Here is a 25,334-nt window from a genome sequence, read left to right on the forward strand (position 1 = left end):
GTGGGAATTGTGACCCCGGAAGCCGTCTGTCAGGAAGAGCCAACCTTCCCGCTGACTGTTGGCAAATTTACCCGTACGGAGGGTTCACCGGCCGTTCTACGGTCAGGTCCAAGGTCGGTTGGGAGGTCCGGTGACGGTCAGTACTCATGCACGGCGCTCTCGCACCCACGTGACGGGCGCGGCCAGCACGGCGGTGCGGCCCGTGCTGGAGTCCCAGCGACGCCCGGCGCGCGTGCTCGCCGCGTTCCCCGAGGGCGTGTACCTGGAGGTCAGGACCGAGCTGGAGCCTTCGGTGATCGCCGTCATCACGGGCGAGGCCACCCGGCTGCCCAACTCGGTGCTGCTGGCGACCCCGCTGCCGAACGTCACGGTGGGTGACGACGCCTCGGTGGGCGACCGCGTGATCGACCTGGGCCCGCTGAGCCTGAGCGTGCGCCGCTGGTGGGATCCGTCCCCGCCGCTGGGCCGGCTCGATCCGGCCCGGCTGGCGCGGGCGGCGGCCCACCTGGGCGAGCCGCCGGGCGCCGGGCTGGCCGGCAACGGCGCCGTGGACATGCTCGCGAGCAGCTGCGCGAAGGGCTGGCTGCTGGGCGCGGTGACGGCGGCGGAGCAGCTCGTGGGGCTGGGGCCGGGGCTGACGCCCAGCGGCGACGACGTGCTGGCGGGGCTGCTCGTGGCGCTGCGGCACCTGGGCGCGGCGGCGGGGGTGGACCGCGCGGTCTGGCTGGCGGACTGGCTGGCGGCGACCGTCACGTTCGACGCGCGCACGCGTACGACGCCCATCTCGGCCACCCTCCTGCACTGCGCGGCCAGGGGCGAGGCCAGCCCGGAGGTGATCGCGGTGCTGCGCGGCGTCGCCGGCCGCCAGGCGCTCGACCCGGCGCTGCGCCGCCTGCACCGCCTCGGCCACACCTCGGGCGCGGACCTGGCCCAGGGCATCGCCATCGGCGTGCGCGCGGTGCACGCCCTGAGCGGGTCGCGATGAGCGGCCTCCCGCAGGCGGTGCTGGTACGGAGGGGTGCTTACCACGACTCCGTCACCCTCATGCGGGTCAGCCGCGCCCTGTCGGAGCTGCCCGGCGTGGAGGCGGCCATGGTCGCCATGGCGACGGAGCTCAACGTCTCGATCCTGCGGGACCTGGGCTTCGGCGTCCCGGAGGCCGACCCGGGCGACCTGCTGATCGCCGTACGCGCCCACGACACCGACGCGGCCGTCGCGGAGGCCGACCGCCGGCTCACCGAGTCGCACCGGACGCAGGCCGCGCCCGAGGACCAGCCGCCGCTGACCACCCGCTCGGCGGCCGCCCGGGCCCACGCGGACCTGGTCCTGGTCTCGACGCCCGGCGAGTACGCCTTCTTCGAGGCCCTGGACGCCATCGAGGCCGGCCTGCCGGTCATGATCTTCAGCGACGGCGTCACCGTGGAGCACGAGCGCCGGCTCAAGGAGCTGGCGGAGGCCAAGGACGTCCTGGTCATGGGCCCCGACTGCGGCACCGCCGTGATCGGCGGCACCGGCCTCGGCTTCGCGAACGTCCTGACGCCCGGCCCGGTCGGCGTCGTGGCCGCCTCGGGCACCGGCGCGCAGCAGGTGACGTGCCTGCTCGACTGGGCCGGCACCGGCGTGAGCCACGTGCTGGGCGTCGGCGGCCGGGACCTGTCGGCCGAGGTGGGCGGCCTGTCCACGCGGCGCGCCCTGCGCATGCTGGACGACGACCCGGCCACCGAGCTGATCGTGCTCGTCTCCAAGCCGCCGTCCCCCGAGGTGGCGCGGGCCCTGGAGGCGGAGCCGCTGCGCACGCCGGTGGTGCGCGCCCTGCTGGCGGAGGGGGCCCCGGACCTCACGGAGGCGACCGAGCGCGCGCTGCGCGCCCTCGGCAGGCCCGTGCCCGAGTGGCCCGCCTGGCCGGCCTGGCGCGGCACCCGCCCGGCGGGCAAGCGGATCAGGGGCCTGTACGCGGGCGGCACGCTCGGCGCGGAGGCCGCCCTGGTGGCCGGGCAGGGCGACTTCGTGGACTACGGCGACGACGCCTACACCAGGGGAAGGGCACACCCGATGATCGACCCCACCCTGCGCGTGGAGGCCCTGGCCGGCGCGCGGGAGACGGACGTGGTGCTCATGGACGTCGTCCTGGGCCACGGCGCCGACCCCGACCCGGCCGCCTCGCTGGCCCACCCGGTCGCCCGCACCCCGGCCACCGTCGTGATCGCGCTGATCGGCACCGAGGGCGACCCGCAGGACCTGCACCGCCAGGCCGCCGCCTTCCGCGAGGCGGGCGCGGCCGTGTTCACCTCCAACGCCCAGGCCGCCCGCCACGCCAGGAGCCTGCTGTGACCACCCTGATCGACGCCCCGCCGCGGGTGATCACCGTCGGCGCCGGGCTGCTGGACGAGGCGCTGCGGGCGCAGGCGGTGCCGACGACCCCGGTGTCCTGGCGGCCGCCGCTGCCGGGCACCGCCGAGGCCCTGGCCAGGGTGCTGGCCGATCCGCGCCGGCAGGAGGCCAACGAGCTGGCCGTGGGCCGGCTGACCTCCGCCCGCCCGTACCTGGTGGGCGTGCGCCGGGCGTCGGAGGTCCTCGACGAGGGGACGTTCCTGCACGCGGGGCCGCCCATCTCGTGGGAGCGCGCGTCCGGCCCCATGCGCGGCGCGCTGATCGGCGCGATGTTGCTGGAGGAGCGCGCGGCCGACGAGCGCGACGCCGCCGACCGGCTCGCGGCGGGCGCCGTCGCGCTGCGGCCCTGCCACGAGCACGCCACCGTGGGCCCGATGGCGGGCGTGGTGAGCCCGTCCATGTGGTTGTTCGAGGTACGTGACGACGAGCACGGCGGCACCGCCTACTGCTCGCTGAACGAGGGACTGGGCAAGGTCCTGCGCTACGGCGCGTACGGCCCCGAGGTCCTCGACCGGCTGCGCTGGATGGACGGGGTGCTCGGCCCGGCCCTGGCGGGAGCGCTGGAGCGCACGGGCCCGATCGACCTGCGCTCGATGATGGCGCAGGCCCTGCAGATGGGCGACGAGCTGCACAACCGCAACCGCGCCGCCACCTCGCTCCTGCTGCGCGAGCTGGCCCCGGCCGTGGTCGAGGCGGCCCCCGGCGACGCGGCCGCGGTGCTGCGCTTCATCAACGGCAACGACCACTTCTTCCTCAACGCCGGCATGGCCGCGGCCAAGGTCAGCACGGACGCGGCCCGCGACGTCCCCGGCTCCTCCCTGGTCGTGGCCATGGCCAGGAACGGCACCGACTTCGGCGTCCAGGTGTCGGGGCTGGGCGGGCGCTGGTTCACCGGCCCCGCCGGGGTGCCCGACGGGCTCTACCTCGGCACGTACGGCCCCGCCGACGCCAACCCGGACATCGGCGACTCCACGATCACCGAGACGTCGGGGCTGGGCGGGTTCGCGATGGCGGCGTCACCGGCCATCGTGCGCTTCGTGGGCGGCGAGGTGGCCGACGCGGTGCGGGCCACGCGCTCCATGTACGAGATCACGCTCGCCGAGCACCCCGCCTACCAGATTCCCGGGCTCGGCTTCCGCGGCACTCCAGTGGGCATCGACGTCACGCTCGTGGCCCGAACGGGCCTGCTGCCCGTGGTCAACACCGGCATCGCAGGGCGCGTCCCAGGAACGGGACAAGTCGGTGCGGGCCTGGTCAAGCCACCTGTCGAGGCGTTCACCACGGCATTGCTCGCCTTGGCCGATTCGATTAAGTGATCCATTTGAATGGTGGCATATCCCCACGTCATTGCCGATGTAAGGCAACATCAGCTTCCCTTGGGCATTCCCCGCCGATATCGTAACGATCCTCACAATCTGCAAGTAGCGTTGAAGACGCACGTGACGGATGAGGCGAGATGGGGGCGGGAACATGGCAGCCGACCGCTTGCTCAGCGGGCCCGGCTCGGAGGGAGGAGCCGCAGGGGGCGCTCCGCAGGGCCAGGGTCGCCTGATCGGCAGGCGATACCGACTGATGTCGCCTGTCGGCAGGGGCGGCATGGGTATGGTGTGGCACGCTCACGACGTGCTGCTCGACCGCGACGTGGCGGTCAAGGAGCTGATCCTTCCGTACGGGCTGGACCACGCGGGCAAACAGGTGGCGCACCGGCGCATGTTGCGCGAGGCCAGGTCGGCCGCGCGGCTGACGCACCCCGGCATCGTGACCGTGCACGACGTGGTCGAGGAGGACGGCCGGCCCTGGATCGTGATGGAGCTGGTCCGGGCTTGGTCCCTGGAGCAGGCCGTCCGCCAGAGCGGGCCCCTCCCGGTGATCCAGGCCGCCGAGATCGGCATCCGCGTGCTCGACGCGGTCCGGCACGCCCACGCCGCGGGGATCCTGCACCGCGACATCAAGCCGGGCAACGTGCTGCTGACCTCCGACCGGGTGGTGCTGACCGACTTCGGGATAGCGGCCATCGAGGGCGACGTCACGATCACGCAGACCGGGCTGCTCATGGGGTCGCCCGCGTACATCCCGCCGGAGCGCCTGTCCGGGCAGCCGATCACCCAGGCGGCCGACCTGTGGTCGTTCGGCGCCACCCTGTACGCCGCGGTCGAGGGCCGCCCGCCCTACGAGGGGCCGGACCCGGTCGCGGTGCTCGGCGCGGTGCTCACCCAGGACCCGATCAGGCCGCAGCGGGCCGGCTCGCTGATGCCGGTGATCGAGGGCCTGCTGCGCAAGAACCCGGCCGAGCGGCTGACCTCGACCCAGGTCATCGACATGCTGGAGACGGTGCTGCGCGCGCACGGCGCGCCCAGGCCGCGCACGCCGGAGACGCTGCCCAGCCAGGCCGACCCCACTCCCGCCGGGCTGCTGCCGCCGCTGGAGACCCCGTCGGGGCCGATGCCGTCGCGGATCGTCGAGACGCCCTCCGGCCCGGTGCGCGTGCCGTACGACCCGCTGAACAGCCCGTCGGGCGGCTATTCGATGCCCTACGACGGGCTGACGAGCCCGTCCGGCAGCCACCGCACCGACCAGCTGCCGCCGCTGCCCCGCGCGTACGACTCCATGGCCGGCGCGTACGACTCCCTGGCCAGCCCGTCGGGCCCGCAACCCCGCGGGTACGACTCCCTGGCGAGCCAGTCGGGCCCGCAACCCCGGGGGTACGACTCCCTGGCCGGCCCGTCAGGCCCCCAGCAGCCCTTCGGCGCGCCCCCCGGCCCCAGGGTCGGGCGCGACGCCGACGACGACCTCGACCTCGCGTCGGGCCCGCACCCCCAGCCGATCCTGCCGCTCACCACGGACAGCCGCACCTCCTCCGGCGCCACCCCCTGGCCGCTGGCCTCGGCCGACGACCTGCGCGAGCAGTCGCGCGACCTGTCGCGGGACATCGGCCGCAACCGCCTGGCCACCCTGCCCAGCGCCGGCCCGCGCACGGGCAAGAGCCGGCGCCGGCCGGAGGACGACGACGGCCCCTGGATGCGCGACGGGCGGCCCACGCCACTGACGATCATCAGCGCGCTGCTGACGGTGGCCGTCGTGGTGGGCGCCGTGATGATCATCATGACCGGCGGGTCTCCCGAGGTCGCGCCCACCGCCACGACAGCGGCCAGCGAGGGGGCCAGCGAGGGGGCCGGCGAGGAGGCCACGACCGGCCGGCAGGACACCAAGCCGTCCGCCGCGCCCGACGGCTACCAGGAGCACACCGGCTCCGGGTTCGTCGCCGCCGTGCCCGAGGACTGGAAGTTCGCGACCTCCGGCGGCGTGGCCACGTTCAGCGGGCCGAAGGACTCCGGCATGCGGATCCTGGTCGAGCGGGCGACCCCGCAGGCCGACGGCGGGCTGTCGGAGCTGGGCCGCCAGGAGGCCGACGGCGGCCTGGAGAGCTACATCCAGGTGCAGTTGCAGGCCGTGGACTACCGGAGCTGGCAGGCGGCCGACTGGGAGTACACCTACACCACCCCCAACGGCGTCCCGATGCATGCCCTGGCGAGGTACGTCTCCATCGGCGACACCGCGGCCTTCAAGATCACGTTCGACCTGCCCGAGCTGAAGTGGGACGACCAGGCGGACACCCGCAAGGTGTTCCTGGACACGTTCCGGCAGACCACCTGACGTATTGCACTAATCATTCCAAAACGTGTAGCGTGCCTGTCATGGCGCGACCGAGGATGTTCGAGGAGGAGCGGGCGGTCGAGGCGGCCATGCGCGCGTTCTGGACCGCGGGCTACGAGGCCACCTCGACACAGGACCTGTGCGCCGCCACCGGGCTCGGCCGCAGCAGCATCTACAACACCTTCGCGAGCAAGCACGACCTGTTCGAGAAGTCGCTGCGGCACTACATGGACGAGCGCAACGCCACGCTCGCCCGGCTGATGGACGGCGAGCTGCCGATCAAGGAGAAGATCCGGACGGTGCTGTGGTGGGCGGTCGAGCCCGACCCCGGCGACCCGAAGGGCTGCCTGGTGGTCAACACGCTGGTCGAGCTGGGCCCGCGCGACCCCGACATCGCCGAGCTGCTGCGGCGCGACACCGCGAAGCGGGTCGAGACCGTACGGGCCGCGATCGAGGCCGCCCGCGCCCGCGGCGAGATCGAGGTGGACCGCGACCCGCTCGCCCTGGCCAACTTCGTCTCGGCCACGGTCAGCGGCCTGCGCGTGGCGGCCCGCGGCGGGGCCGGCCGGGCCACGCTCGAATCGATCGCGAATGTCGCGCTGGGCGCGTTCTGACTTTTTCGTGCCCGCGTTTTGAACTGATCAATCTAAAACTGTTGAGGAGAGTCGCCATGCCGTTGGCGATCTACATACTGGGACTTTCGATCTTCGCTCAAGGCACCTCCGAGCTCATGCTCGCCGGGCTGCTGCCCGAGATGGCCGCCGACCTGGGCGTCTCCGTGCCGGACGCGGGGCTGCTGATCTCGGCGTTCGCGATCGGGATGCTGGTGGGCGCGCCGGTGCTGGCCGTGGCCACGTTGCGCCTGCCACGCCGTACGGTGCTGCTGGCGTTCACCGCGATCTTCGTCCTGTCGCACGTCGCGGGCGCGCTCACGTCCAGCTACGGCGTGCTGTTCGCGACCCGCGTCGTGGGCGCCTTCGTGTACGCGGGCTTCTGGGCCGTGGCGGCCGGCACCGCGATCGGCCTGGTGCCCGCCAACGCCCGGGCCAGGGCGATGAGCGTGCTGGCCGGCGGGCTCACCGTGGCCACGATCATCGGCCTGTCCGCCGGCACGGTGATCGGCCAGCACCTCGGCTGGCGGGCCGCGTTCTGGGCGGTGGCCGCGCTGTCCGCCCTGGCCGGCCTCGGCGTGCTCGCCACCATCCCCGGCGGCCGCCCGGACACCGCGTCCGCGCCGAGCCTGGCCGCCGAGCTGCGCGCGATGGCCCGGCCCCGGCTCTGGCTCGCCTACGGCACCACCGCCCTGACCACGGGCGCCCTGCTGGCCTCCTTCAGCTACCTGAGCGCCCTGCTGGTCGGCACCACCGGCCTGGACTCGGCCTGGGTGCCCGCCGTCCTCGCCCTGTACGGCGTGGGCTCGCTGATCGGCATCACCCTCGGGGGCAGGATCGCCGACGCGCGCCCGTTCCCCCTCCTGTACGCCGGCGTCACCGGCCTCGTCCTGACCTCGGCGGCCCTGGCCATGTCCGCGACCGTCGCCCTGCTCGCCATCCCGCTGATCTTCCTGCTCGGCGCGTTCGGCTTCGGCACCAACCCCGCGCTGAACGCCCGCCCGTTCGCCCTCGCCAAGGGCGCCCCCACGCTGGCCGCCGCGGTGAACGTCGCCGCCTTCAACGCCGGCATCACCACGGGCCCCTGGCTGGGCGGCCTGGCCATCGCCGCCGGGCTCGGCTACGCGTCCGTCGCCTGGATCGGCGCCGCCATCGGCGTGGCCGCCCTGGCCTCGGTGGCGCTCGCCGCCGCCCTGCACCGCACGGATTCCGCCATCAGGGAACCGGCCGGAAGGGGTGAGATACGGTCGGCCGTATGAAGCTGGCGGGCATCTCCTTCTACCCCGTCAAGTCCACCGCGGGACATGAGGTCGCCGAGGCCGAAGTGCGACCGTGGGGCCTCGCCGGCGACCGGCGCTACCTCGTCACCGACGAGGACGGCGACGTCCTCACCGCCCGCGCGGAGCCGCGCCTGCTGGCCTGCGTCGCCCGGCTCGACGGCGGCACGCTGACCTTGACCGGCCCGCACGCCGACCCGTTGCCGGTCGTACCCGGCTCCTCGATGTCCGCTGTGACCATCGGGAGCAGCGCCCCCGTGGACGTCACCGACTGCGGCGACGCCGCGGCGGCGTGGCTGACCGGGCTGGTGGGGCGGCCGGTCAGGCTCAAGTGGCTCGACGACCCGGCCCGCCGCCCGGTCGATCCCGCGTACGGGCGGCCGGCCGACCGGGTGACCCTGGCCGACGGCTACCCGCTGCTGCTCACCACGACCGCCTCGCTCGCCCGGCTCGACGACTGGATCGTCGAGACCGCCCTCGAACACGGCGAGGAGCGGCCCGAGCCGCTGCCCATGAGCAGGTTCCGGCCCAACGTGGTGGTCGACGGGGTGGCGGAGCCGTTCGCCGAGGACGAGTGGAAGCGCCTGCGCATCGGCGAGGTGGAGTTCCGCGTCGCCAAAGGTTGCGACCGCTGCGTGCTGACCACGGTCGACCCGGCGACCTACGCCAAGGGCAAGGAGCCGATCAGGACGCTGGCCCGCCATCGCAGGCGCGACGGCAAGGTGTGGTTCGGCGTCAACCTGATCCCGGACGCGCCCGGCCGCATCGCGCAGGGCGATCCCGTCATCGTGCTCTGAAAATGATGCCAATAAGGCAACTTGCCCGGTAAAGAACGCTCACCGTCCCCTTTGGGGCGATGTTAGGGGATATGGGAGACTTCGGGGGTGACCAGTGCCCCCACAAAGCCCGCTGTCTCATCCTCTGACCGGATTCGGACCGTCCAGCGCCGCACCTTGGCGGTCCTCTCCGCGGCGCAGATCGTGGGAGGCGTGGGGGTCGCCGTCGGGCTGGCGCTCAGCTCGGTCCTCGTGGACGAGCTGTCGGGGTCCACGGTGATCAGCGGCTTCGCCGGCACGGCCACCGTGCTCGGCGCGGCGCTGCTGGCCCTGCCCACCGCCAAGGCGTCGGGCAGCGGCGGGCGGCGGGCGGGCCTGTCCCTGGCGTACGCGGCGGCGCTGGCGGGCTGCGCGATCTCGGTGCTGGCGATCAGCCTGCGTACGTGGCCGCTGCTCCTGGCCGGCCTGGTGCTGGTGGGCGGCGGCAGCGCCGGCGGCCTGGCGGCCCGCTACTCGGCGACCGACCTGTCGCCCAAGGACCGCTCGGCCAGGCATCTGTCGCTGGTCGTCTGGGCCTCCACGATCGGCTCCGTGGCCGGGCCGAACCTGGCCAAGCCCGCCGACCAGATCGGCATGCGGCTCGGGCTGGTGGAGAAGGCGGGGCCGTTCGCGTTCGCGGCGCTGGCGTTCGCCCTGGCGCTGGTGGTCGTCATCGGCTTCCTCCGCCCCGACCCGCTCAAGCTGGCCCGCGAGCTCAACGGCGCGCGGGAGGAGGCCGGCGGCCGCAACCGTACGATCCGCACCGCCTGGCAGACCCTGCGCACGACCCCGATGGCCCGCCGGGCCCTGGTCATGATCGCGATCAGTCACACGGCGATGGTCTCCGTCATGTCGATGACCCCGGTCAAGCTGCACCACGACGGCTCGAACCTGGACGTCATCGGCCTGGTGATCAGCCTGCACATCGCCGGCATGTACGTGCTGTCGCCGGTCGTCGGCTGGCTGGCCGACAAGGCGGGCAAGGTGCCGGTGCTGGTGCTCGGCATGGCGCTGCTGCTCAGCGCCTCCGCGCTGGCCGGCACGGCGGGGCACCGGGTGTGGCAGGTGACGGCGGCGCTGGTGCTGCTCGGGCTGGGCTGGTCCTGCGGCCTGGTGGCCGGCTCGGCGCTGGTCACGGAGTCGGTGCCGATCGAGCGCCGCCCGGCCGTCCAGGGGCTGTCGGACCTGCTGATGAACGTCTGCGGCGCCACGGGCACGATCGTCGCGGGCGCCATCGTGGGCCTGCTGGGCTATGGCGTGCTCGGCCTGGTCGTGGGGGTCATGGTGGCCGTGGCCGGCCTCTGGCTCGCCGCCGTCTGGCGCCGCGCCGCCCCCGGCTACGGGACCGCCGACCCCGCTCCCGTCACCGCGGGCCCCTGACCGGGGAGCCGCCTCACTTGGCGTCGGCGTAGGAGCCGACCGCCACCGCCTCCATCGGGAAGCGCACCGGAGTCTGCCCGAACAGCAGCCGGCTCGCCTCCGCCGCCGACTCCGTCACGGCCTCGATCACCTCCTGGGCCTGCGCCACCGGGCAGTGCACCATCACCTCGTCGTGCTGGAAGAACACCAGCCGGGCCGGCTCCGGCAGCCGCCCCCGCAGCACGGCCAGCAGCGCCAGCGCCCACTCCGCCGCCGTGCCCTGCACCACGAAGTTCCGGGTGAACCGCCCCCGGTCCCTGGCCGCCCGCGTGCCCTCCGGCCCCGACACCAGCTCCTTCCACCGCGCCGACGGGGGCGGGCTGGTGCGCCCGAGCCAGGACCGCACGATGCGGCCCTCCTCCCCCGCCTTGGCCGCGTCCTCGACGAACTGGTACGCCTTCGGGAAGCGCTGCCGCATCACGGCCAGCAGCTTGGAGGCGTCGCCGCTGGTGCCGCCGTACATGGCGGACAGCATCGCGATCTTGGCGTTGCCGCGCTCGCCGCCGAACGACTGCGCCAGCGCCGAGTAGAGGTCGATCTCCCCCGCGGCCCTGGCCAGCCCCACGTCACCGGCCATCGCCGCCAGCACCCGCGGCTCCAGCTGCGCCGCGTCGGCGACGACCAGCACCCACCCGTCGTCGGCCATCACCACCCGCCGCATCACCTTGGGGATCTGCAGCGCGCCGCCCCCGTTGGTGGCCCACCGCCCCGACACGACGCCGCCCACCACGTATTCCGGCCGGAACCGCCCGCCGCGCACCCACTGGTCGGCCCACGTCCACCCGTGGGCGCTGAACAGCCGGGCCAGCTCCTTGTAGGCCAGCAGCGGCGCCACCGCCGGATGGTCGATCTGCTTCAGCTCCCACTGCCTGGTCGTCTTCAGCGCCACCCCCGCGCCCTTGAACGCCTTGACCAGCTGCTGCACCGAGTCGGGGTTGACCGCGTGCCCGAACGCCGCCGCCACCTCGTCGGCCAGCGCCTGCAGCTTGGCCGGGCGCATGCCGTGCACGGGCCGCGGCCCGAGCAGCTCGGTCAGCAGCGCGTCGTGCACGTCCCTGCGCCACGGCATGCCCTCGTGGGACATCTCGACCGCCACGAGCGCCCCGGCCGACTCGGCGGCCACCAGCAGCCGGAACCTGCCCGGCTCGGGCAGCGCGGCGATGCGCCGGAGCTGGTCGTCCAGCACCTCGGCGACGGCCTCCGCGCCGAGCGGCTCGGGCTCGAACAGCGTGCCGGGCGCGCTGGGCTGCTCCTCCGGCACCGGCAGGCCGCGCAGCCTGGCGTGCGCGGCCCTGACCGAGCGCGGCTCGCCGTAGCGGCCCGCGTGGGCCAGCAGCAGCCCCTCGGTCAGCGCGAGGTCGTGGCAGCGCGCGACCCGCACCCCCTGCTCCAGCAGCGGAGCGTACGCCTCGCGCGTGTCGGCCCACACCCACCGGGGCCGCTCGGCCGCCTCCAGCTCGCGCACCGCGCCGGCGAGATCGGCGGGACGGCGCGCGGAGCCCCCGACCGGCAGCACCGTCTCCCCTGCGACCACGACGTACACATGGCCAAGGGTGCCAAACGCTCCCGACAGAATCGCCCGTCAGGGTGCCAGGCTGATGCGCACCTCGTCCTCCATCGGAGGTTCCAGCTCCTGCCCCAGGCACCCGGTGGCCGCGAAACACCGCAGGACCAGCTCGCCGGGGGTCACCGTGGCGTGCAGGAACTGCTTGAAGAACGGCGGCGTGTCCCAGTCGGACAGCTCCGACAGGTAGCGGTGGAACACCCTGTCCACCGGCAGCCGCAGCGGCCACGGCCAGGCCCCCAGCAGTCGGGCCGCCCACCGCATCCGCCGGGTGATCGTCACCGGCCCCGTCGGTGTCCTGACCGGCTCGTTCCTGATGTGCTCCGACATGATGCACAGCGCCTCGGAGGGCGTCAGGTAGAGCCACTTCATCCGCAGCCGCCTGGAGTAGAGCTGGCTGTAGAACGACAGCGAGTCACCGCGCAGCGGGTAGCACTTGAAGGCGTCCTCGTGCACCCCCGCCACGTCCACCCGCTGGATGGTGTGCGTCGCGTGCATGAACGCCCCGCCGCCGCCCGACACGATGTACTGGATCACCCGGCCGTCGTCCAGCTCGACCGGATAACGCTGGTAGTTGTGCACGTCGCCGCCGATGGCCGCGACGTACCGGTGTGCCGGGTCGCGCACGATGTCGTCGATCGTCCCGCCGCCCTCCAGCGGCGACGGCTTGTACGTGTTGCCGGTGTAGATCGGCTTGCCGGTCACCAGGATCTTCGGCCGGGGATCGAGCGAGACCCGGCGCAGCCACGCGGTCTGGGCCCGGTCGATCACGTTCCTGATGCCGGTGTCCACGCCCACGACGAGCAGGCTGTCGCTCTCGATCACCCAGTACGGCCCCGGCTGCGTCGCCTGCTGGGACGGCTTGCCCCTGAGCTCCCGCGCCGTCGCCAGCCGAGCCTCGTCGATCGTCTCCGGCTTGCGCCACAGCAGCCCGCGCAGCCCCCGGTCCGGCTTCGGCTTGAGCGGCGGAGCGTCGCAGAAGACCCGCATGAACCCGCCGAGCCCGTCGTACCAGTCATGGTTGCCGGGGATGGCGTAGATCGGGGCGTCGTAGTCCTTGTACGGACGGAAGAACTTGTCCCCGTACTCGTTGCCCGATCCCGTCGGATAGATCACATCGCTCGCGATGATGGCAAAGGACGTCTGCTCCCCTATTTTCAACAGGCCCGGAACAACGGCGTACTGGGAGGCATCTCCCTCTCCCGTATCGCCGAGCAGAAGGAAACTGAAATTCCCCCCAACAGGGGGCGTGATACGAAATTCCGGATCAATCCCGCGCGCTTCCTGCGCCTTCAGCCACCGCGCCCGGACCTCCCCCGAGGGATCGCCGAACAACCCCGCCAGGATCTCGTTGCGAGAGAGCCAGAGTGTGCGCAAATTCAACCAGCTGAAGCCATGCCCATTAGGTCTGAGCTGCGCGAATGTACCCGTCTGCGAGCAGGCCCACCCCGCCCCCTCCTCCGAGACCCGGGACGAAAGCTGCTTTCCCCGCTCAGCCGCGACATCCACCATGACCACATCTTTACCGCGATCTACCATTTGTGCATCCCGAACGCTCCGTACCGCTGGGAACACAGAAGGTGCGCAATGGTGTAACCTCACCCCCCAAGCAAGCGGTTGGGACCGCCAAGGGGAGGCTCCCATGCACCGTAACGACCCGGACGACGCGACACGCAAGGGGTCCGCCGACGTGGCGGCCATAGAGGGACTGCTCGCGTTCGCCCAGACCCGGCCGCGCTGGAGCGGCGGGGCGGCGCTCAGCAGTGCGAGCGAGGCGATCGCACGCAGCAGGGTGCTGGCCGGGAAGTCGCCGGAGGAGCACACGGAGCTGCTGTCGCGGTGCCTGCGCACGACCGCGAAGCTGCTGCTCAAGCGGGGCAAGGCCACCGAGGCGCTGCCTCTGGCGCAGGAGGCGGTGGCGCTGGACCGCTCGGTCGGCGGGGGACCGCTGGTCGTCTCGCTGATGTGCCTGGCCGGCGTTTTCGAGGCCCTGCACCGCTACAGCGAGGCCGCCGCGACGATGGCCGAGGCCGACCGGATCCCGCCCACGGACTGACCTTTCACCCCTCCGGGACGAGCACCCCAGGGTTGAGTATCCCGGCGGGGTCGAGCTCCGCCTTGACCGCCCGCAGGACGGCCGCGCCCACGGGCCCGATCTCGGCCGCGTAGGCGTCGCGGTGGTCGCGGCCCACGCCGTGGTGGTGGCTGATCGTGCCGCCCGCCTCGACGATGGCCGCGTTCACGGCCTCCTTGGCCCGCTCCCACTGGGCCACGGGGTCGGCGTCCTGCGGGGTCACGACGGTGAAGTAGAGCGAGGCGCCGGTCTCGTAGACGTGCGAGACGTGGCACATGACGAGCGGGGAGCCGAGCGCGCCGAGCAGCGCCAGCCGCACGGCGTCGTAGAGCCGGGGCAGGTTCGCCCAGAACCCGGCCGTCTCCAGCGTCTCGACGGTGGCCCCGGCCGCGAGCAGGGAGTCGCGCAGGTAGGGGGCGGAGAAGCGGCCGTGCTCCCACGCCTGGCCCGGCTCCGGCCCGAGCGGCTCGCCGCCCGTCCGGGCCAGCACGGCGGAGGCGGCCGCGTGCCGGTCGCCCACCCTGGCCCCCTCGTAGCCGGCGATCAGCAGGCAGCCGGAGCCGCCCGAGCCGCCCGAGCCGCCCGAGCCGATCGCGTCCGGCTTGGCCAGGCCGATCATCGTCTCGGTCTCGTCCGACAGCCTGAGCACGGTCGGCAGCGGCCCTTCCTGGGCGAGCGCCCGCATGGCGGCGGAACCCGCCGCGAACGACGCGAACCGCCACCCTTCGTACCGTCGCTCGGCGGGGGCCCGGCGGACCCGCAGCCGCAGCGAGGTGATGACGCCGAAGGCGCCCTCCGAGCCGAGCACGAGCTGTCGCAGGTCGGGCCCGGCCGCCGACTTGGGGGCGCGGCCGAGCGCCAGGGTGCCCGACGGGGTGACCAGGGTGAGGCCCACGACCATGTCGTCGAAGCGGCCGTAGCCGGCCGAGGCCTGGCCGCTGGAGCGGGCCGCGGCGAAGCCGCCCAGCGTGGCGTACTCGAAGGACTGGGGGAAGTGGCCCAGCGTCAGCCCGTGCGCGGCGAGCAGCCGCTCGGCGTCCGGAGCCCGCACTCCCGGCTCGAACTCGGCCACCATCGACTCGGCGTCCACCGACCGGAGCCGGTCGAGCCGGGCCAGGTCAAGCGCGATCACCCCGGCGAACCCCGCGCGGGCCGCGGCGAGCCCGCCCACCACCGAGGTGCCGCCGCCGAAGGGCACGACCGCGATCCGCTCCCGCGAGCACAGCCGCAGCAGCTCGGCCACCTCGTCGTGCGAGCCGGGCAGCACCACGGCGTCCGGCGCGTCGGAGCCGTCCCCCGCGCGCATGCGCAGCAGGTCGGGGGTGGACTTGCCGCGCGTGTGGCGGACGCGCGCCTCGTGGCCCGTCAGCACGTGCTCCGCGCCGACGACCTCGGCGAGCGCGTCGAGCCGGGGCCCGGACAGGGCGACGGGCGGGAGGCTCACGGACTCCAGCGAGGCGGCGGGGGTGCCGGGCGCGCGGACGCCGAGCAGGTCGCGCAGCAGATCGCGGATCTGCTCGGGCAGCTCGCGGGCCTTGGCGGGGTCGCCCCAGCCCGACCACAGCATGGGTTCTCCAGTCACGCTTACACTGTGACACATGACGTCGATCCGTCACAACGAGGTCGTGCTGGACGCGGCCCGCGACTGCGTGCTGGCCTACGGGGTGCGCAGGACCACGCTCACGGACGTGGCGCGCCGGGCGGGGGTGTCGCGGATGACGCTCTACCGCCGCTGGCCCGACGTGCGCACGCTGGTGGCCGACCTGATGACCAGGGAGTGGGTGCGCGTGGTGGGCGAGCTGGACCTGTCGGACCCGGTGCGCGCGGTGGTGGCCGGCGTCCGGGGGCTGCGCGCGCACCCGTTGTGGCGCAAGATCGTGGAGGCGGATCCCGAGCTGCTCGTGCCGTACCTGCTGGACCGGCGCGGCGCCAGCCACGAGGCCATCCTCGAGGTGCTCGAACGGGTGGTCGGCGATCCGCGCAAGGCCCGGGCGGTGCTGCTGGTCGCCCAGTCGTTCCTCCTGTCCGCTCCGACCATGCTCGACCCCGTGACGCTGGACGAGCTCGACGCCGAGCTCGCCGCCCTGCTGGAGGCCTACCTTGGATAGCTCTCTCAACGCCGCCAGACGATCCCGCGAGCTGCGCCGGGTCGCCGAGGAACGGGTGGACGTGCTGGTGGTGGGGCTGGGCGCGACGGGCGCGGGCGCCGCGCTCGACGCCGCCGCCCGGGGGCTGAGCGTAGCGGCGATCGACGCCCACGACCTGGCTTTCGGGACGTCGAGGTGGAGCTCCAAGATGGTGCACGGCGGCCTGCGCTACCTGGCCAAGGGGCAGGTGGACGTCGCCTACGAGAGCGCGGTCGAGCGCGGGATCCTGCTCAGGAGGACGGCTCCGCACCTGGTGAAGGCGCACCCGTACCTGCTGCCGCTGACCGCGGCCGTCTCGCGGCGGCAGGCGGCGCTGGTGATGACCGGCTACCGGCTCGGCGACGGGCTGCGGGCCGCCGCCCGCACGCCGCGTCGCCTGCTGCCCGGCCCGACGCGTCTGGCCGGGGCCCGCGCCCGCACGCTGGCGCCCGTGCTGCGGCCCGACGGCCTGCGCGGCGCGCTGCTGTCGTGGGACGGCCGGCTGCTCGACGACGCCCGCCTGGTGGTGGCGATCGCCAGGACGGCGGCCGCGCACGGGGCCCGCGTGCTGACCCGCTGCCGCGCGCTGCGGCTCACGGATCAGGGCGCGGCGGTCCGCGACGAGCTGACGGGCGAGGAGTTCACGCTCCGGGCCCGGGTGGTGATCAACGCCACCGGGGTGTGGGCGGGCACGCTGGACCCCGCCGTGAAGCTGCGCCCGTCACGGGGGACCCACCTCGTCCTGCCGCCGGGGACGCTCCCCGGGCTGATCGCGGGCATGCACGTGCCCATCCCCGGCGAGTCCAACCGGTTCGCGCTCGTGCTCCCCCAGCGCGACGGCCGCGTCTACGTGGGCCTCACGGACGAGCCGGTGGACGGTCCGGTGCCGGACGTGCCCGAGGCGCCCGAGGAGGACGTCAGAACGCTCCTGGAGGTGCTGAACGGGGTGCTTGAGGTTCAGGTGACCAGAGAGGCGGTCGCGGGCGCCTACGCGGGCCTCAGGCCGCTCCTGGCGGCAGACGGCCGGACGGCCGACCTCTCCCGGAGGCACGCGGTGCTCACCGAGGGCGGCGTCGTGACCGTGGTGGGGGGCAAGCTGACGACATATCGCCGCATGGCCGAGGACGCGGTGGATCGAGCGGTTTCGTACGCGAACCTCCGGGCAGCCCGTTGCCGTACGCGGCGGATCCCCCTCACCGGCGCGGGTCCGCAGCCCTCCGGGGTGCCGGCGCGCCTGGCGGAGCGGTACGGCTCCGAGGCGGAAGCGGTGCACGAGCTCGTCAAGGCGCACCCGGAGGAGATCGGGCTCGGCCTCACGAAGGGCGAGCTGATCTGGTCGGTCCTGCACGAGGGGGCGCTCGACGAGGGCGACCTGCTGGACCGGCGGACCAGGATCGGCCTGGTCACGCGGGACAGGGACCGCGCCCTTCCGGCGACACGGGACGTATTGGACCGATACTCCCGCGCCTAAACCCGCCGATCCGTTAGGTTAGTCTTACCTAAGTCGGATCGGGGAAGGGATACGTGCGTTGGCAAGGGTCTGCGAGCATCCGGTCGGGTGCCACACCGGAAAGGTGCCCACGCTGGCCAGCGCCACCGTGGGAGCCAGGATGTGGCTCCTCATCGAATACACCGGAGCCTGGCCCTCGCACCTGGAAAACTTCGAACTTCCCGCAGAAATCTCGGAACTCGTGCGGCGCGCGCTCGAACGCGGTATCAGGCCCCAGCTGATCCGCCGCCCGGGAAAGCGGACCCGCCCACGGGAGCAGGGAATCCGTGTGCTAGTGGCCTACGCGGTGGGCGAGCACCCCTGGCTGGCGCAGGGCGTCATCGCAGGTCCTGACGATCTTGACCTGGACGCGCTGGTGGCCGGAGTGGTCCCGGAGTCCTGCATACTTGAAGACGAGCCGGTATTTCTGGTCTGCACGCACGCCAAGCGCAATGTGTGCTGCGCCCGCATTGGACTACCCCTCGCTCGGTCCCTGGCCGAAAACTTGCCGGACAGAGTGTGGGAAACGTCACACGTTGGCGGCGATCGTTACGCCGCCAACCTCGTGTGCTTGCCACACGGAATTTTCTACGGCAGCATGTCTCAGGCTGCTGCACTGGCAGCGGCTAACGCGTACCGGTCGGGCGAGGTCATCCTCGACCGCTACCGGGGACGCGCAGGCATCCCTGAGCCATTGCAGGCCGTCGAGCACTTCGCCCGAGCCCATACGGGAGAGCGCTCCGTCGGCGCGGTGGCCGTGGAATCCTCCAGGACGGACGGCGACGTCACCGTAGCCATCGTGCGGGTCAACGCGCGGAGCTGCGGAGATGTCCGGCTCCAGGTTGTGATTGAGCCATCGGCGTTCACAGCGCCGTGTGGTACGGCTTGCGCCGAGACGATCACCACCTACCGGCTGGTTTCGCTGGACAGGCTCACGCCTGTGCGGTACGCCACGCCTGCCCTTGCCTGAAGAGGGAACATCACGGCCCTACGTTGCGTTGGAACAGTGACGCCAAAAGCGTCCAATGCGGCTCAATTACCGAAATACCTCTCACGAAGGTGGTTTTCTCATGTCTCAGGTACGTCGGCAGCTCGCCCGCCCGCGCCCCAGCTGGGGTTGGCAGGATGATGCCGCGTGCCGGGGTGAGGACCTCGTGCTCTTCTTCGGCCCCGATGGGGAGCGGCAGCCCGAGCGTGACGTACGTGAGCGGAAGGCCAAGGCGATCTGCGCCCAGTGCCCTGTCCGCAACGAGTGCCTTGACTACGCGCTGTCCCGGCCCGAGAAGTACGGCACGTGGGGCGGTCTCAACGAGGACGAGCGCGCCAGCGAGCGTCGCCGTCGTATGCGCCGCGCGGCCAGCGCCGGCATCTCCGCCGCCTGACACACCCGGCAGCGTCACCAGCATCGCGTGATCACGCAGTTGTCCCGATGAACCGGAGCCTGGCCCTCCATGTCCAGGCCCCGGCGAACCCGGTCGGGGCAACTGCCTGATCAGGCACAAACCTCACCCAAGCCCGCAAGCATCGTGGTCGCGGAGATTCCCCCAGAACTCCCGACCCGTCAGACATCCAGCCGACATCGCCCGTTGCCGTCCGTTCGGAATGCCGTCATGTGGCCGCCCTAGGGTGCCCGCCATGAAACGCATCGCCATCCTGATGTGCGCGGGCGCGCTGGCTGTCGGCCTGGCCGCCCCCGCCTCCGCGGATCCCGATCGGGCCGCTTTCGGCCGGGCCACCCTGACCGGCTTCGCCTCCCTGCCCGCCCTGACGTTCGTCCCCGGCAGCGAGGCGTCCGGGTCGCTGCTGGGCACGGCTCCGGTCAACGGCGTCACCCCGCCCTTCACCGGCCAGCCCGTCCAGGGCTTCAGCGGCATCGCCCGCCGCCACGACGGCACGTTCGACGTGCTGTCCGACAACGGCTACGGCAACAAGGCCAACAGCTCGGACTTCCTGCTCCGCGTCCACAGCGTCAAGCCGGACTTCAAGACCAAGACCGTCGAGGTGCTCGGCGGCTTCAACCTGACCGACCCGCGCAAGCTGGTGCCGTTCCCGCTCACCCGGCAGGACCGGACGCTGACCGGCTCCGACTTCGACGTCGAGTCGATCGTGCGCCTGGTGGACGGCACGTACTGGATCGGCGACGAGTTCGGCCCGTTCCTGCTGCACTTCGACCGCAAGGGCCGCCTGATGGACGCCCCGGTCCAGCTGCCCGGCGTCAAGGCCCCCGAGAACCCGTATCTCGACGGCGGCCAGCCGAACCTCGGCGGCAGCAAGGGCTTCGAGGGCATGGCCAGGTCGGTCGACGGCCGCCGCCTCTACCCGCTGCTGGAGGGCACGGTGAGCGGCGACCCGGCGGGCACGCTCCGGATGTACGAGTTCGATCTGCGCAAGAAGGCCTACACCGACCGGCGCTGGACGTACCAGCTCGAAGACCCCTCGCACGCCATCGGCGACGCGATCGCCGTCGACGCCAACCGCTTCCTGATCATCGAGCGGGACAACCTCCAGGGCGACGCCGCGAAGGTCAAGCGCATCTACCTCGCCGACATGCGCGACAGGGACCGCGACGGCAAGCTCGACAAGACCCTGGTCGCCGACCTGCTCGACATCGCCGACCCGCGCGGGCTGGGCGGCGCGGCGGGCACGTTCAGGTTCCCGTTCCAGACGATCGAGGACGTCGTCATCCTGGACGACCGCACGCTCGGCGTGCTCGACGACAACAACTTCCCCTTCTCCAACGGCCGGACCCCCGGCAAGCTGGACGACAACGAGTTCATCACGGTACGGCTGACGCACGGCCTCCAGGCCGACCCCCGCGTCTACCGGTAACGACCACGGAACGCGGGCGAGGCCGCCTCGCCCGCGTTCACAGGTTCTTCAGCGGCGCCGCGAACGGGTCCCACTCGATGACCACGAGCTCGCCCCAGCTCTCGGCGGCCCTGCGGCGCAGACCCTGGTCGACGGTGTCGGTCACCACCACGATCCGGTTCAGCCGGGGATCGGGCCCCCCCGCTCATGACATGCTCGTCGTCCACCGGCCACGCCGGCACCCTGTCCAGCACGGCCTGGCTGTTGCGCACCTGCCGCCGCACCTGGGGCACGTCCCTCGCGACCCGCCGACCGGCCAGCTCGCGCCCGCGCCCGGTGACGTAGGGGACGACGAGCGTGCGGGTGTCATAGAGCAGGTAGGGCGGTGCGAGATCGGGATCCACGGGCTGCCAGTAGACCTCCGCCGCGCCGCGGGTCGCGGGCTGCAGGATCACCCGCCACCCGGCCGGGTCGTACTCGAGGCCCGCGGACGTCCCGTACAGGACGAGCAGCACGAAGATCATCTTTGCTCGCACCCGGAGGAGCGCAGCGGCCCCGGCGATAGGGTCCCTTGCCATGTCAGAACATGAACCGTCGCCCGCGGACGACCTCGAGCGGACCGTGCGGCTCGCGGTCGAGACCCTCCGGGACGCGCCCGGGACCGACGCCTGGGAGAGCAAGGCCGGGAGCCTCGACTGGACCTGCTGGGAGACCGCCGAGCACCTGTCCGACGACCTGTTCGCCTATGCCGTGCAGCTCGGCCTCACGACTCCCCCGCTGGACGTCAGCGTCCCCTTCGCCCTGGAGAGCCGCCGGCCGGGCGGGCCGCGGAACTCGGTGCACGCCGACCGCGAGGCGGGGGTCACGGGGCTGCTGCAGGTGCTGCAGACGAGCGGCGCGCTGCTCGTGGCGATGGTACGCACGGCGCCGCCGGACGCCCGCGCGCACCACGTCTTCGGGGCCGCGGACCCGGCCGCCTCCGCCGCGATGGGTCTCGTGGAGACCCTCGTCCACACGTACGACATGGCCCAGGGCCTCGGTCTCGCCTGGGCGCCGCCCGCGGACACGTGCGCGCGGGTGCTGGCCCGGCTCTTCCCCGGCGCCCCGCGCGACACGGATCCCTGGACGACCCTGCTGTGGGCCACCGGGCGGGCCGAGCTCCCCGGCCGCCCGCGCCTGACGACATGGCGCTGGCACAACGAGCCGGTGTCACAGCCCTCGTGACCGAAACCCGTCGCCGGGCAGACCTTAACCCGGCGGCGGGTGGCGGGCCGCCGGATCAGACGATGAGATCGTCGAACTCGCCGTCCTTCGCCCCGAGGACGAACGCGGTGATCTCGGCCTGCGTGTAGACCAGGGCCGGGCCTTCGGGAAACCGGGAGTTACGCATGGCGATCTCCCCCGTGGGCAGGTTCGCGACCTCGACGCAGTTGCCGTTGGGGTTGCTCCGCCTGCTCTTGCGCCAGACGACGGGAAGGCGGCCGGCGGGCGTTCCGTTCCGGAACTCATGCATGGGGGCAGCTCCTCGCGATCTTACGGATGCACGTGCATCCGCGTTTGCGAGCTGACAATACGGCAGCACGAACTGCTCCATATACCGGACGTCCAAAAATCCCGGTATGGAGTGGATCACAGGGATATCAGCGGCTTATGCGGAAATGAGGCGTTCCAGGAAGCGCCGGGTCGCCTTGGGCTCCTCCGCCTGGATGCTGAGCCGATCCATGACCTCCATGTAGTGGTCGGAGTCGGCGGGTTTGTCCAGGTAGAGGGCGCTGGTGAGCTGCTCCATGTAGACGACGTCGGGCAGATCGCGCTCGGGGAAGCGCAGGATGCTGAAGGGGCCGCCGGCCGCCGCGTGGCCGCCGCGGTCGAACGGCATGATCTGCACGGTGACGTTGCGCTCGGCCGTGATGTCCAGGAGATGGGCGATCTGCTCGCGCATCGTCTCCGGGCCGCCCAGCGTGCGGCGCACGACGGCCTCGTCGATCACGGCCCAGAGCGTCAGGCCGCTCTCCAGCCGCTTCTGCCGGGTGGTGCGCAGGTCCACCCGCCGGTCGAGCTCGGACCTGGAGGCCTTCTCGTGGGCCAGCTCGATCACCGCCCTGGCGTAGGCGGGGGTCTGGAGGAGCCCGGGGACGAACTGGTTCTCGTAGGTACGGATGCTGGACGCGGCGCCCTCCAGGCCGATGTACACCTCGAACCAGGCGGGCAGCAGGTCGCCGTATTTGTGCCACCAGCCTGGGGCGTTGGCCTGCTTGGCGAGGGCCAGGAGGGGCTCGCGCTCGGCCGGGTCGGTGACGCCGTAGAGCGTCAGCAGATCGGCCACGTCGCGCTGCTTGAAGCTGACCTGGCCGAGCTCCAGCCGACTGATCTTGGCATGAGATGCGCGAATCGAGTATCCGGCGTCCTCTCGCGAGATACCCTGCTCCGTACGGAGCCTGCGCAGCTGAGTCCCGAGCAGGATCCGCAGCACCGTCGGGCTCCCCGGCGAATAGCTGAGAAGCTTCGCTTCCGCGCTCTCTGCGCTCACTGCATCGCTCCTAGGTCATCTGCACGTGCAGATGCGATTCGCATCCGTAAACTACGAAAAGTCTTGCATCGGTAAGCACTCCCCGTAAAGATGGGCATTGGATCACCAGACCGCGCTTCGGGGGCCAGAATGACGACTTTCGACGCTCGGCCGCAAGCCGCCATCGGTGCCCGGCCACCAGGATGGCTTTCGTCCATTCTGGTGGAAGGACGCACCGGGGAGTGTGATGCCGTCTTTCCGTTCCATCAACGTACCGCGCTGGAGCCCGCCTGTGTGGCGACGGCCCGGCGGTTCGTCGATCAGACGCTCGGCGCCTGGGGGGCGGTGGAGCTGGCCTTCGACACCCAGCTGGTGGTCTCGGAGCTGGTGACCAACGCGATGCGGCACGGCGGCGGGGCCGCGCAGTTACGCCTGCTGTCGCACGGGGCCGAGCTGGCGTGCGTGGTCACCGACCACAGCCACACCGTGCCGGTGGCGGCCTCGCCGGACGTGTTCTCCGAGTACGGGCGGGGGCTTCGGCTGGTCGACGCCCTCTGCACAGCGTGGGGGTGGCTCTCGCCGGGAGGCGCCCGCAAGCTCGTCTGGGCCATCATCGCGACCTGACCGCCCCATCGTCTCCCGCCGGGTCAGTCCCCCCTGTCGAGCAGGTCGAGAACGTCGGCGTCACTGAGCTGGTCGAAGTGCTCGTACCACTGACCGACCGCCCGGAAATCGATGGGCGTCAGCAGCACGACCACCTCGTCGGCCTCCTCCCGGAGCGACTCGACGGTCTCGCGGGCGCCGACCGGAACGGCCAGCGTCACCTTCGCGGGCTTGTGCGTGGCGACGGCTCTGAGCGCGGCCCGCGCGGTGCCGCCGGTGGCCAGCCCGTCGTCGACCACGATCACCTCCCGCCCTTCGAGCGCGGGCAGCGGGCGGTCGCCGCGATAGGCGCGTACGCGGCGGGCCAGCTCGCGCCGCTCCTCCTCCACCACGTCCGCCACGGACTCGGGCGTCATGCCCAGGCGATGCAGCAGCGTCAGGTCGAACACCGGCTCGCCGCCCTCGGCTATCGCGCCGACCCCCAGCTCGGGCGTCGGCGGATAGCCGATCTTCCGGGTCACGAGCACGTCGGGCACGGTGCCGAGGCGGCGCGCGATGGGCACGGCCACCGCCACGCCGCCGCGGGGCAGGGCGAGGATCACGGGGTCGCGCACGTCCTGCAACCGCTCGGCGAGCAGCGCCCCGGCCGCGGCCCGGTCTGCGAAGAGCTCCATGACCTGTGCCTACCCGCTGACGCCGGCTCCTCGCCCTCCTCCCCCAGCCATTCCCTCGGCACCCTGCGCCGGTCCGCAGGGCGCTCGCCGAGGCCACTGACCGTTCGGTTGCCGCTCAAGCCCCGTCTCCAGGGCAGGAGCCGCGGATCAGGGGCGGTTGCGGCCGGAGCGGCGCATCTCCTTGTGGATGATCTTCCACTTGTTCTGCTGCTCCTTGCGCAGCCGCGCGTCCGTCCGGGACGCCATCCAGGCGGCCTCCCGCTGCAGCTTGCGCCAGCTCTCCAGCCGCCGCTCCGGCAGCTCGCCGCTCTCCAGGGCCGCCAGCACCGCGCATCCCGGCTCGCTGGTGTGCCCGCAGTCGCCGAACCGGCAGTGCTCGGCCAGCGCCTCGATGTCGGAGAAGACGAGGTCGACGCCCTCCCCGATGTCGTAGAGGCCCACCCGCCGGATGCCGGGCGTGTCGATGACCAGCCCGCCCCCGGGCAGCAGGATCAGCTCCCTGTGGACGGTGGTGTGGCGGCCGCGGCCGTCCGCCGCGCGTACGTGCTGGGTCTCCATGACCTCCTCCCCGGCCAGCGCGTTGACCAGGGTGGACTTGCCGGCCCCCGACGGGCCGAGGATGACGGCCGTACGGGATCCCCCGAGGTAGCCGCCGACCAGCTCCACCCCGTCCCCGTGCAGCGAGGAGACGGCGTGCACGTCCACGCCGGGAGCGGCGACGCGGACGTCGGCGATCAGGTCGTCCAGGCCGTTCTCGAACAGGTCGGACTTGGTGACGAGCACGACGGGCGTGCCGCCGGACTCCCAGGCGAGGGCCACGAGGCGTTCGATGCGGCCGAGGTCGGCGAAGTCGGTCGAGTGCATGGACGGCTCGGCCACGAAGACGACGTCCACGTTGGCCGCGAGCACCTGGCCCTGGCCGTCGCCCGACAGGCCCCCGACCGAGTCGCGGCTCACGCCGCCCCGGACGAACGCGGACGTGCGCGGAAGGACCTCGTCGAGCTCGTAGCGGCCCTCAGGAAGCCACCTGAGCGCGACCCAGTCGCCGACGCACGGCAGCGACACCGGGTCGGCGGCCGAGGCGCGGCGTACGCGGGCGGAGTATTTGACGTGATGCTGGCCGTCCGCCGCGATCACCTCGGCGGCGCCGCGGTCGACGCGGGCCACCCGGGCGGGGACGGTTTCGGCGGGCAGCTCGGCGGCGCGGAGATCGGTCCAGCCGAGCAGAGCAAGATCGTTGAACAACGGAGTGAGACCTTTGATCGAGAAGGGTGGAACGGGTGGCTCAGCTGAGCCCCCGGAGGTGGACTGACGGCGCGC

23 protein-coding genes are annotated in these 25,334 nt (G+C 72.5%); 16 read left to right on the forward strand and 7 right to left on the reverse strand.

Annotated elements, in window-relative coordinates; all coding sequences use genetic code 11:
• The first annotated feature begins 130 nt into the window (after positions 1–130).
• From ACBJ59_RS40970 to ACBJ59_RS41005, 8 genes are all read left to right on the forward strand, one after another.
• Positions 131–985, forward strand: a complete 855-nt coding sequence (locus tag ACBJ59_RS40970; protein ID WP_375115508.1) for a DUF2877 domain-containing protein — start codon at positions 131–133, stop codon at positions 983–985.
• Entirely contained in the window at positions 982–2,331 is a 1,350-nt protein-coding gene (locus ACBJ59_RS40975; RefSeq protein ID WP_375115509.1) for an FdrA family protein, read from the forward strand. Before ACBJ59_RS40970 ends, ACBJ59_RS40975 begins: the two co-directional genes overlap by 4 nt.
• Positions 2,328–3,707 carry a DUF1116 domain-containing protein gene (locus ACBJ59_RS40980; protein ID WP_375115510.1) on the forward strand — a complete coding sequence of 460 codons (1,380 nt, stop codon included), beginning with the start codon at positions 2,328–2,330 and terminating at the stop codon, positions 3,705–3,707. The genes ACBJ59_RS40975 and ACBJ59_RS40980 overlap by 4 nt, the downstream gene beginning before the upstream one ends.
• A 256-nt stretch (positions 3,708–3,963) precedes the next feature.
• A complete protein-coding gene (locus tag ACBJ59_RS40985) occupies positions 3,964–6,045 on the forward strand; it encodes a protein kinase (RefSeq protein ID WP_375115511.1) in 2,082 nt (693 codons plus the stop codon).
• A 41-nt stretch (positions 6,046–6,086) separates the two neighbouring features.
• Positions 6,087–6,659, forward strand: a complete 573-nt coding sequence (locus ACBJ59_RS40990; protein ID WP_375115512.1) for a TetR/AcrR family transcriptional regulator — start codon at positions 6,087–6,089, stop codon at positions 6,657–6,659.
• A gap of 56 nt (positions 6,660–6,715) precedes the next feature.
• Positions 6,716–7,915 carry a Cmx/CmrA family chloramphenicol efflux MFS transporter gene (locus tag ACBJ59_RS40995; RefSeq protein WP_375115513.1) on the forward strand — a complete coding sequence of 400 codons (1,200 nt, stop codon included), beginning with the start codon at positions 6,716–6,718 and terminating at the stop codon, positions 7,913–7,915.
• Positions 7,912–8,730 carry an MOSC domain-containing protein gene (locus tag ACBJ59_RS41000; protein WP_375115514.1) on the forward strand — a complete coding sequence of 273 codons (819 nt, stop codon included), beginning with the start codon at positions 7,912–7,914 and terminating at the stop codon, positions 8,728–8,730. The genes ACBJ59_RS40995 and ACBJ59_RS41000 overlap by 4 nt, the downstream gene beginning before the upstream one ends.
• Positions 8,731–8,886: 156 nt before the next feature.
• Positions 8,887–10,128 carry an MFS transporter gene (locus tag ACBJ59_RS41005; protein ID WP_375115515.1) on the forward strand — a complete coding sequence of 414 codons (1,242 nt, stop codon included), beginning with the start codon at positions 8,887–8,889 and terminating at the stop codon, positions 10,126–10,128.
• 13 nt (positions 10,129–10,141) lie between these two features.
• Here the strand turns inward: ACBJ59_RS41005 and ACBJ59_RS41010 are convergent, their stop codons facing one another.
• Positions 10,142–11,710, reverse strand: coding sequence for a bifunctional 3'-5' exonuclease/DNA polymerase (locus tag ACBJ59_RS41010; RefSeq protein WP_375115516.1), 1,569 nt, complete (start codon positions 11,708–11,710; stop codon positions 10,142–10,144).
• Positions 11,711–11,749: 39 nt separating this feature from the next.
• On the reverse strand, positions 11,750–13,003 hold the full coding sequence (locus ACBJ59_RS41015; RefSeq protein ID WP_375115668.1) for a metallophosphoesterase family protein: 1,254 nt from the start codon (positions 13,001–13,003) through the stop codon (positions 11,750–11,752).
• A gap of 370 nt (positions 13,004–13,373) precedes the next feature.
• Here ACBJ59_RS41015 and ACBJ59_RS41020 point away from each other — a divergent pair, with 370 nt between their 5' ends.
• A complete protein-coding gene (locus ACBJ59_RS41020) occupies positions 13,374–13,787 on the forward strand; it encodes a hypothetical protein (RefSeq protein WP_375115517.1) in 414 nt (137 codons plus the stop codon).
• A 4-nt stretch (positions 13,788–13,791) separates the two neighbouring features.
• Here ACBJ59_RS41020 and ACBJ59_RS41025 read toward each other — a convergent pair whose 3' ends face one another.
• Positions 13,792–15,372, reverse strand: coding sequence for an FAD-binding oxidoreductase (locus tag ACBJ59_RS41025; RefSeq protein WP_375115669.1), 1,581 nt, complete (start codon positions 15,370–15,372; stop codon positions 13,792–13,794).
• Between the two features lie 31 nt (positions 15,373–15,403).
• On the opposite strand from ACBJ59_RS41025, the gene ACBJ59_RS41030 reads away from it, so the two are divergent.
• The 6 genes from ACBJ59_RS41030 (at position 15,404) to ACBJ59_RS41055 (ending at position 21,452) form a co-directional block, all read left to right on the forward strand.
• On the forward strand, positions 15,404–15,913 hold the full coding sequence (locus ACBJ59_RS41030) for a TetR/AcrR family transcriptional regulator (protein WP_375115518.1): 510 nt from the start codon (positions 15,404–15,406) through the stop codon (positions 15,911–15,913).
• Complete coding sequence (locus tag ACBJ59_RS41035) at positions 15,906–17,402, forward strand: glycerol-3-phosphate dehydrogenase/oxidase (protein WP_375115519.1); 1,497 nt, start codon at positions 15,906–15,908, stop codon at positions 17,400–17,402. The genes ACBJ59_RS41030 and ACBJ59_RS41035 overlap by 8 nt, the downstream gene beginning before the upstream one ends.
• Positions 17,403–17,541: 139 nt before the next feature.
• Complete coding sequence (locus ACBJ59_RS41040; protein ID WP_364115104.1) at positions 17,542–18,390, forward strand: sucrase ferredoxin; 849 nt, start codon at positions 17,542–17,544, stop codon at positions 18,388–18,390.
• A 100-nt stretch (positions 18,391–18,490) separates the two neighbouring features.
• Positions 18,491–18,802 carry a WhiB family transcriptional regulator gene (locus ACBJ59_RS41045; protein WP_080036407.1) on the forward strand — a complete coding sequence of 104 codons (312 nt, stop codon included), beginning with the start codon at positions 18,491–18,493 and terminating at the stop codon, positions 18,800–18,802.
• Positions 18,803–19,055: 253 nt separating this feature from the next.
• On the forward strand, positions 19,056–20,249 hold the full coding sequence (locus tag ACBJ59_RS41050; protein ID WP_375115520.1) for an esterase-like activity of phytase family protein: 1,194 nt from the start codon (positions 19,056–19,058) through the stop codon (positions 20,247–20,249).
• Between the two features lie 555 nt (positions 20,250–20,804).
• On the forward strand, positions 20,805–21,452 hold the full coding sequence (locus ACBJ59_RS41055; protein ID WP_375115521.1) for a hypothetical protein: 648 nt from the start codon (positions 20,805–20,807) through the stop codon (positions 21,450–21,452).
• Positions 21,453–21,507: 55 nt separating this feature from the next.
• Here ACBJ59_RS41055 and ACBJ59_RS41060 read toward each other — a convergent pair whose 3' ends face one another.
• A complete protein-coding gene (locus ACBJ59_RS41060) occupies positions 21,508–21,741 on the reverse strand; it encodes a DUF397 domain-containing protein (RefSeq protein ID WP_364115096.1) in 234 nt (77 codons plus the stop codon).
• A gap of 135 nt (positions 21,742–21,876) precedes the next feature.
• Positions 21,877–22,758 carry a helix-turn-helix domain-containing protein gene (locus tag ACBJ59_RS41065; RefSeq protein WP_375115522.1) on the reverse strand — a complete coding sequence of 294 codons (882 nt, stop codon included), beginning with the start codon at positions 22,756–22,758 and terminating at the stop codon, positions 21,877–21,879.
• 129 nt (positions 22,759–22,887) lie between these two features.
• On the opposite strand from ACBJ59_RS41065, the gene ACBJ59_RS41070 reads away from it, so the two are divergent.
• Positions 22,888–23,361 (forward strand): ATP-binding protein, encoded by a 474-nt coding sequence (locus tag ACBJ59_RS41070; RefSeq protein ID WP_375115523.1) that lies wholly within the window; start codon positions 22,888–22,890, stop codon positions 23,359–23,361.
• A gap of 23 nt (positions 23,362–23,384) precedes the next feature.
• Here the strand turns inward: ACBJ59_RS41070 and ACBJ59_RS41075 are convergent, their stop codons facing one another.
• Positions 23,385–24,014 (reverse strand): phosphoribosyltransferase, encoded by a 630-nt coding sequence (locus ACBJ59_RS41075; protein ID WP_375115524.1) that lies wholly within the window; start codon positions 24,012–24,014, stop codon positions 23,385–23,387.
• A gap of 147 nt (positions 24,015–24,161) precedes the next feature.
• Complete coding sequence (rsgA, locus tag ACBJ59_RS41080; protein WP_375115525.1) at positions 24,162–25,259, reverse strand: ribosome small subunit-dependent GTPase A; 1,098 nt, start codon at positions 25,257–25,259, stop codon at positions 24,162–24,164.
• Positions 25,260–25,334: the final 75 nt, after the last annotated feature.

Source organism: Nonomuraea sp. MTCD27 (assembly GCF_041950495.1).
In the GTDB taxonomy this organism is placed as follows: domain Bacteria; phylum Actinomycetota; class Actinomycetes; order Streptosporangiales; family Streptosporangiaceae; genus Nonomuraea.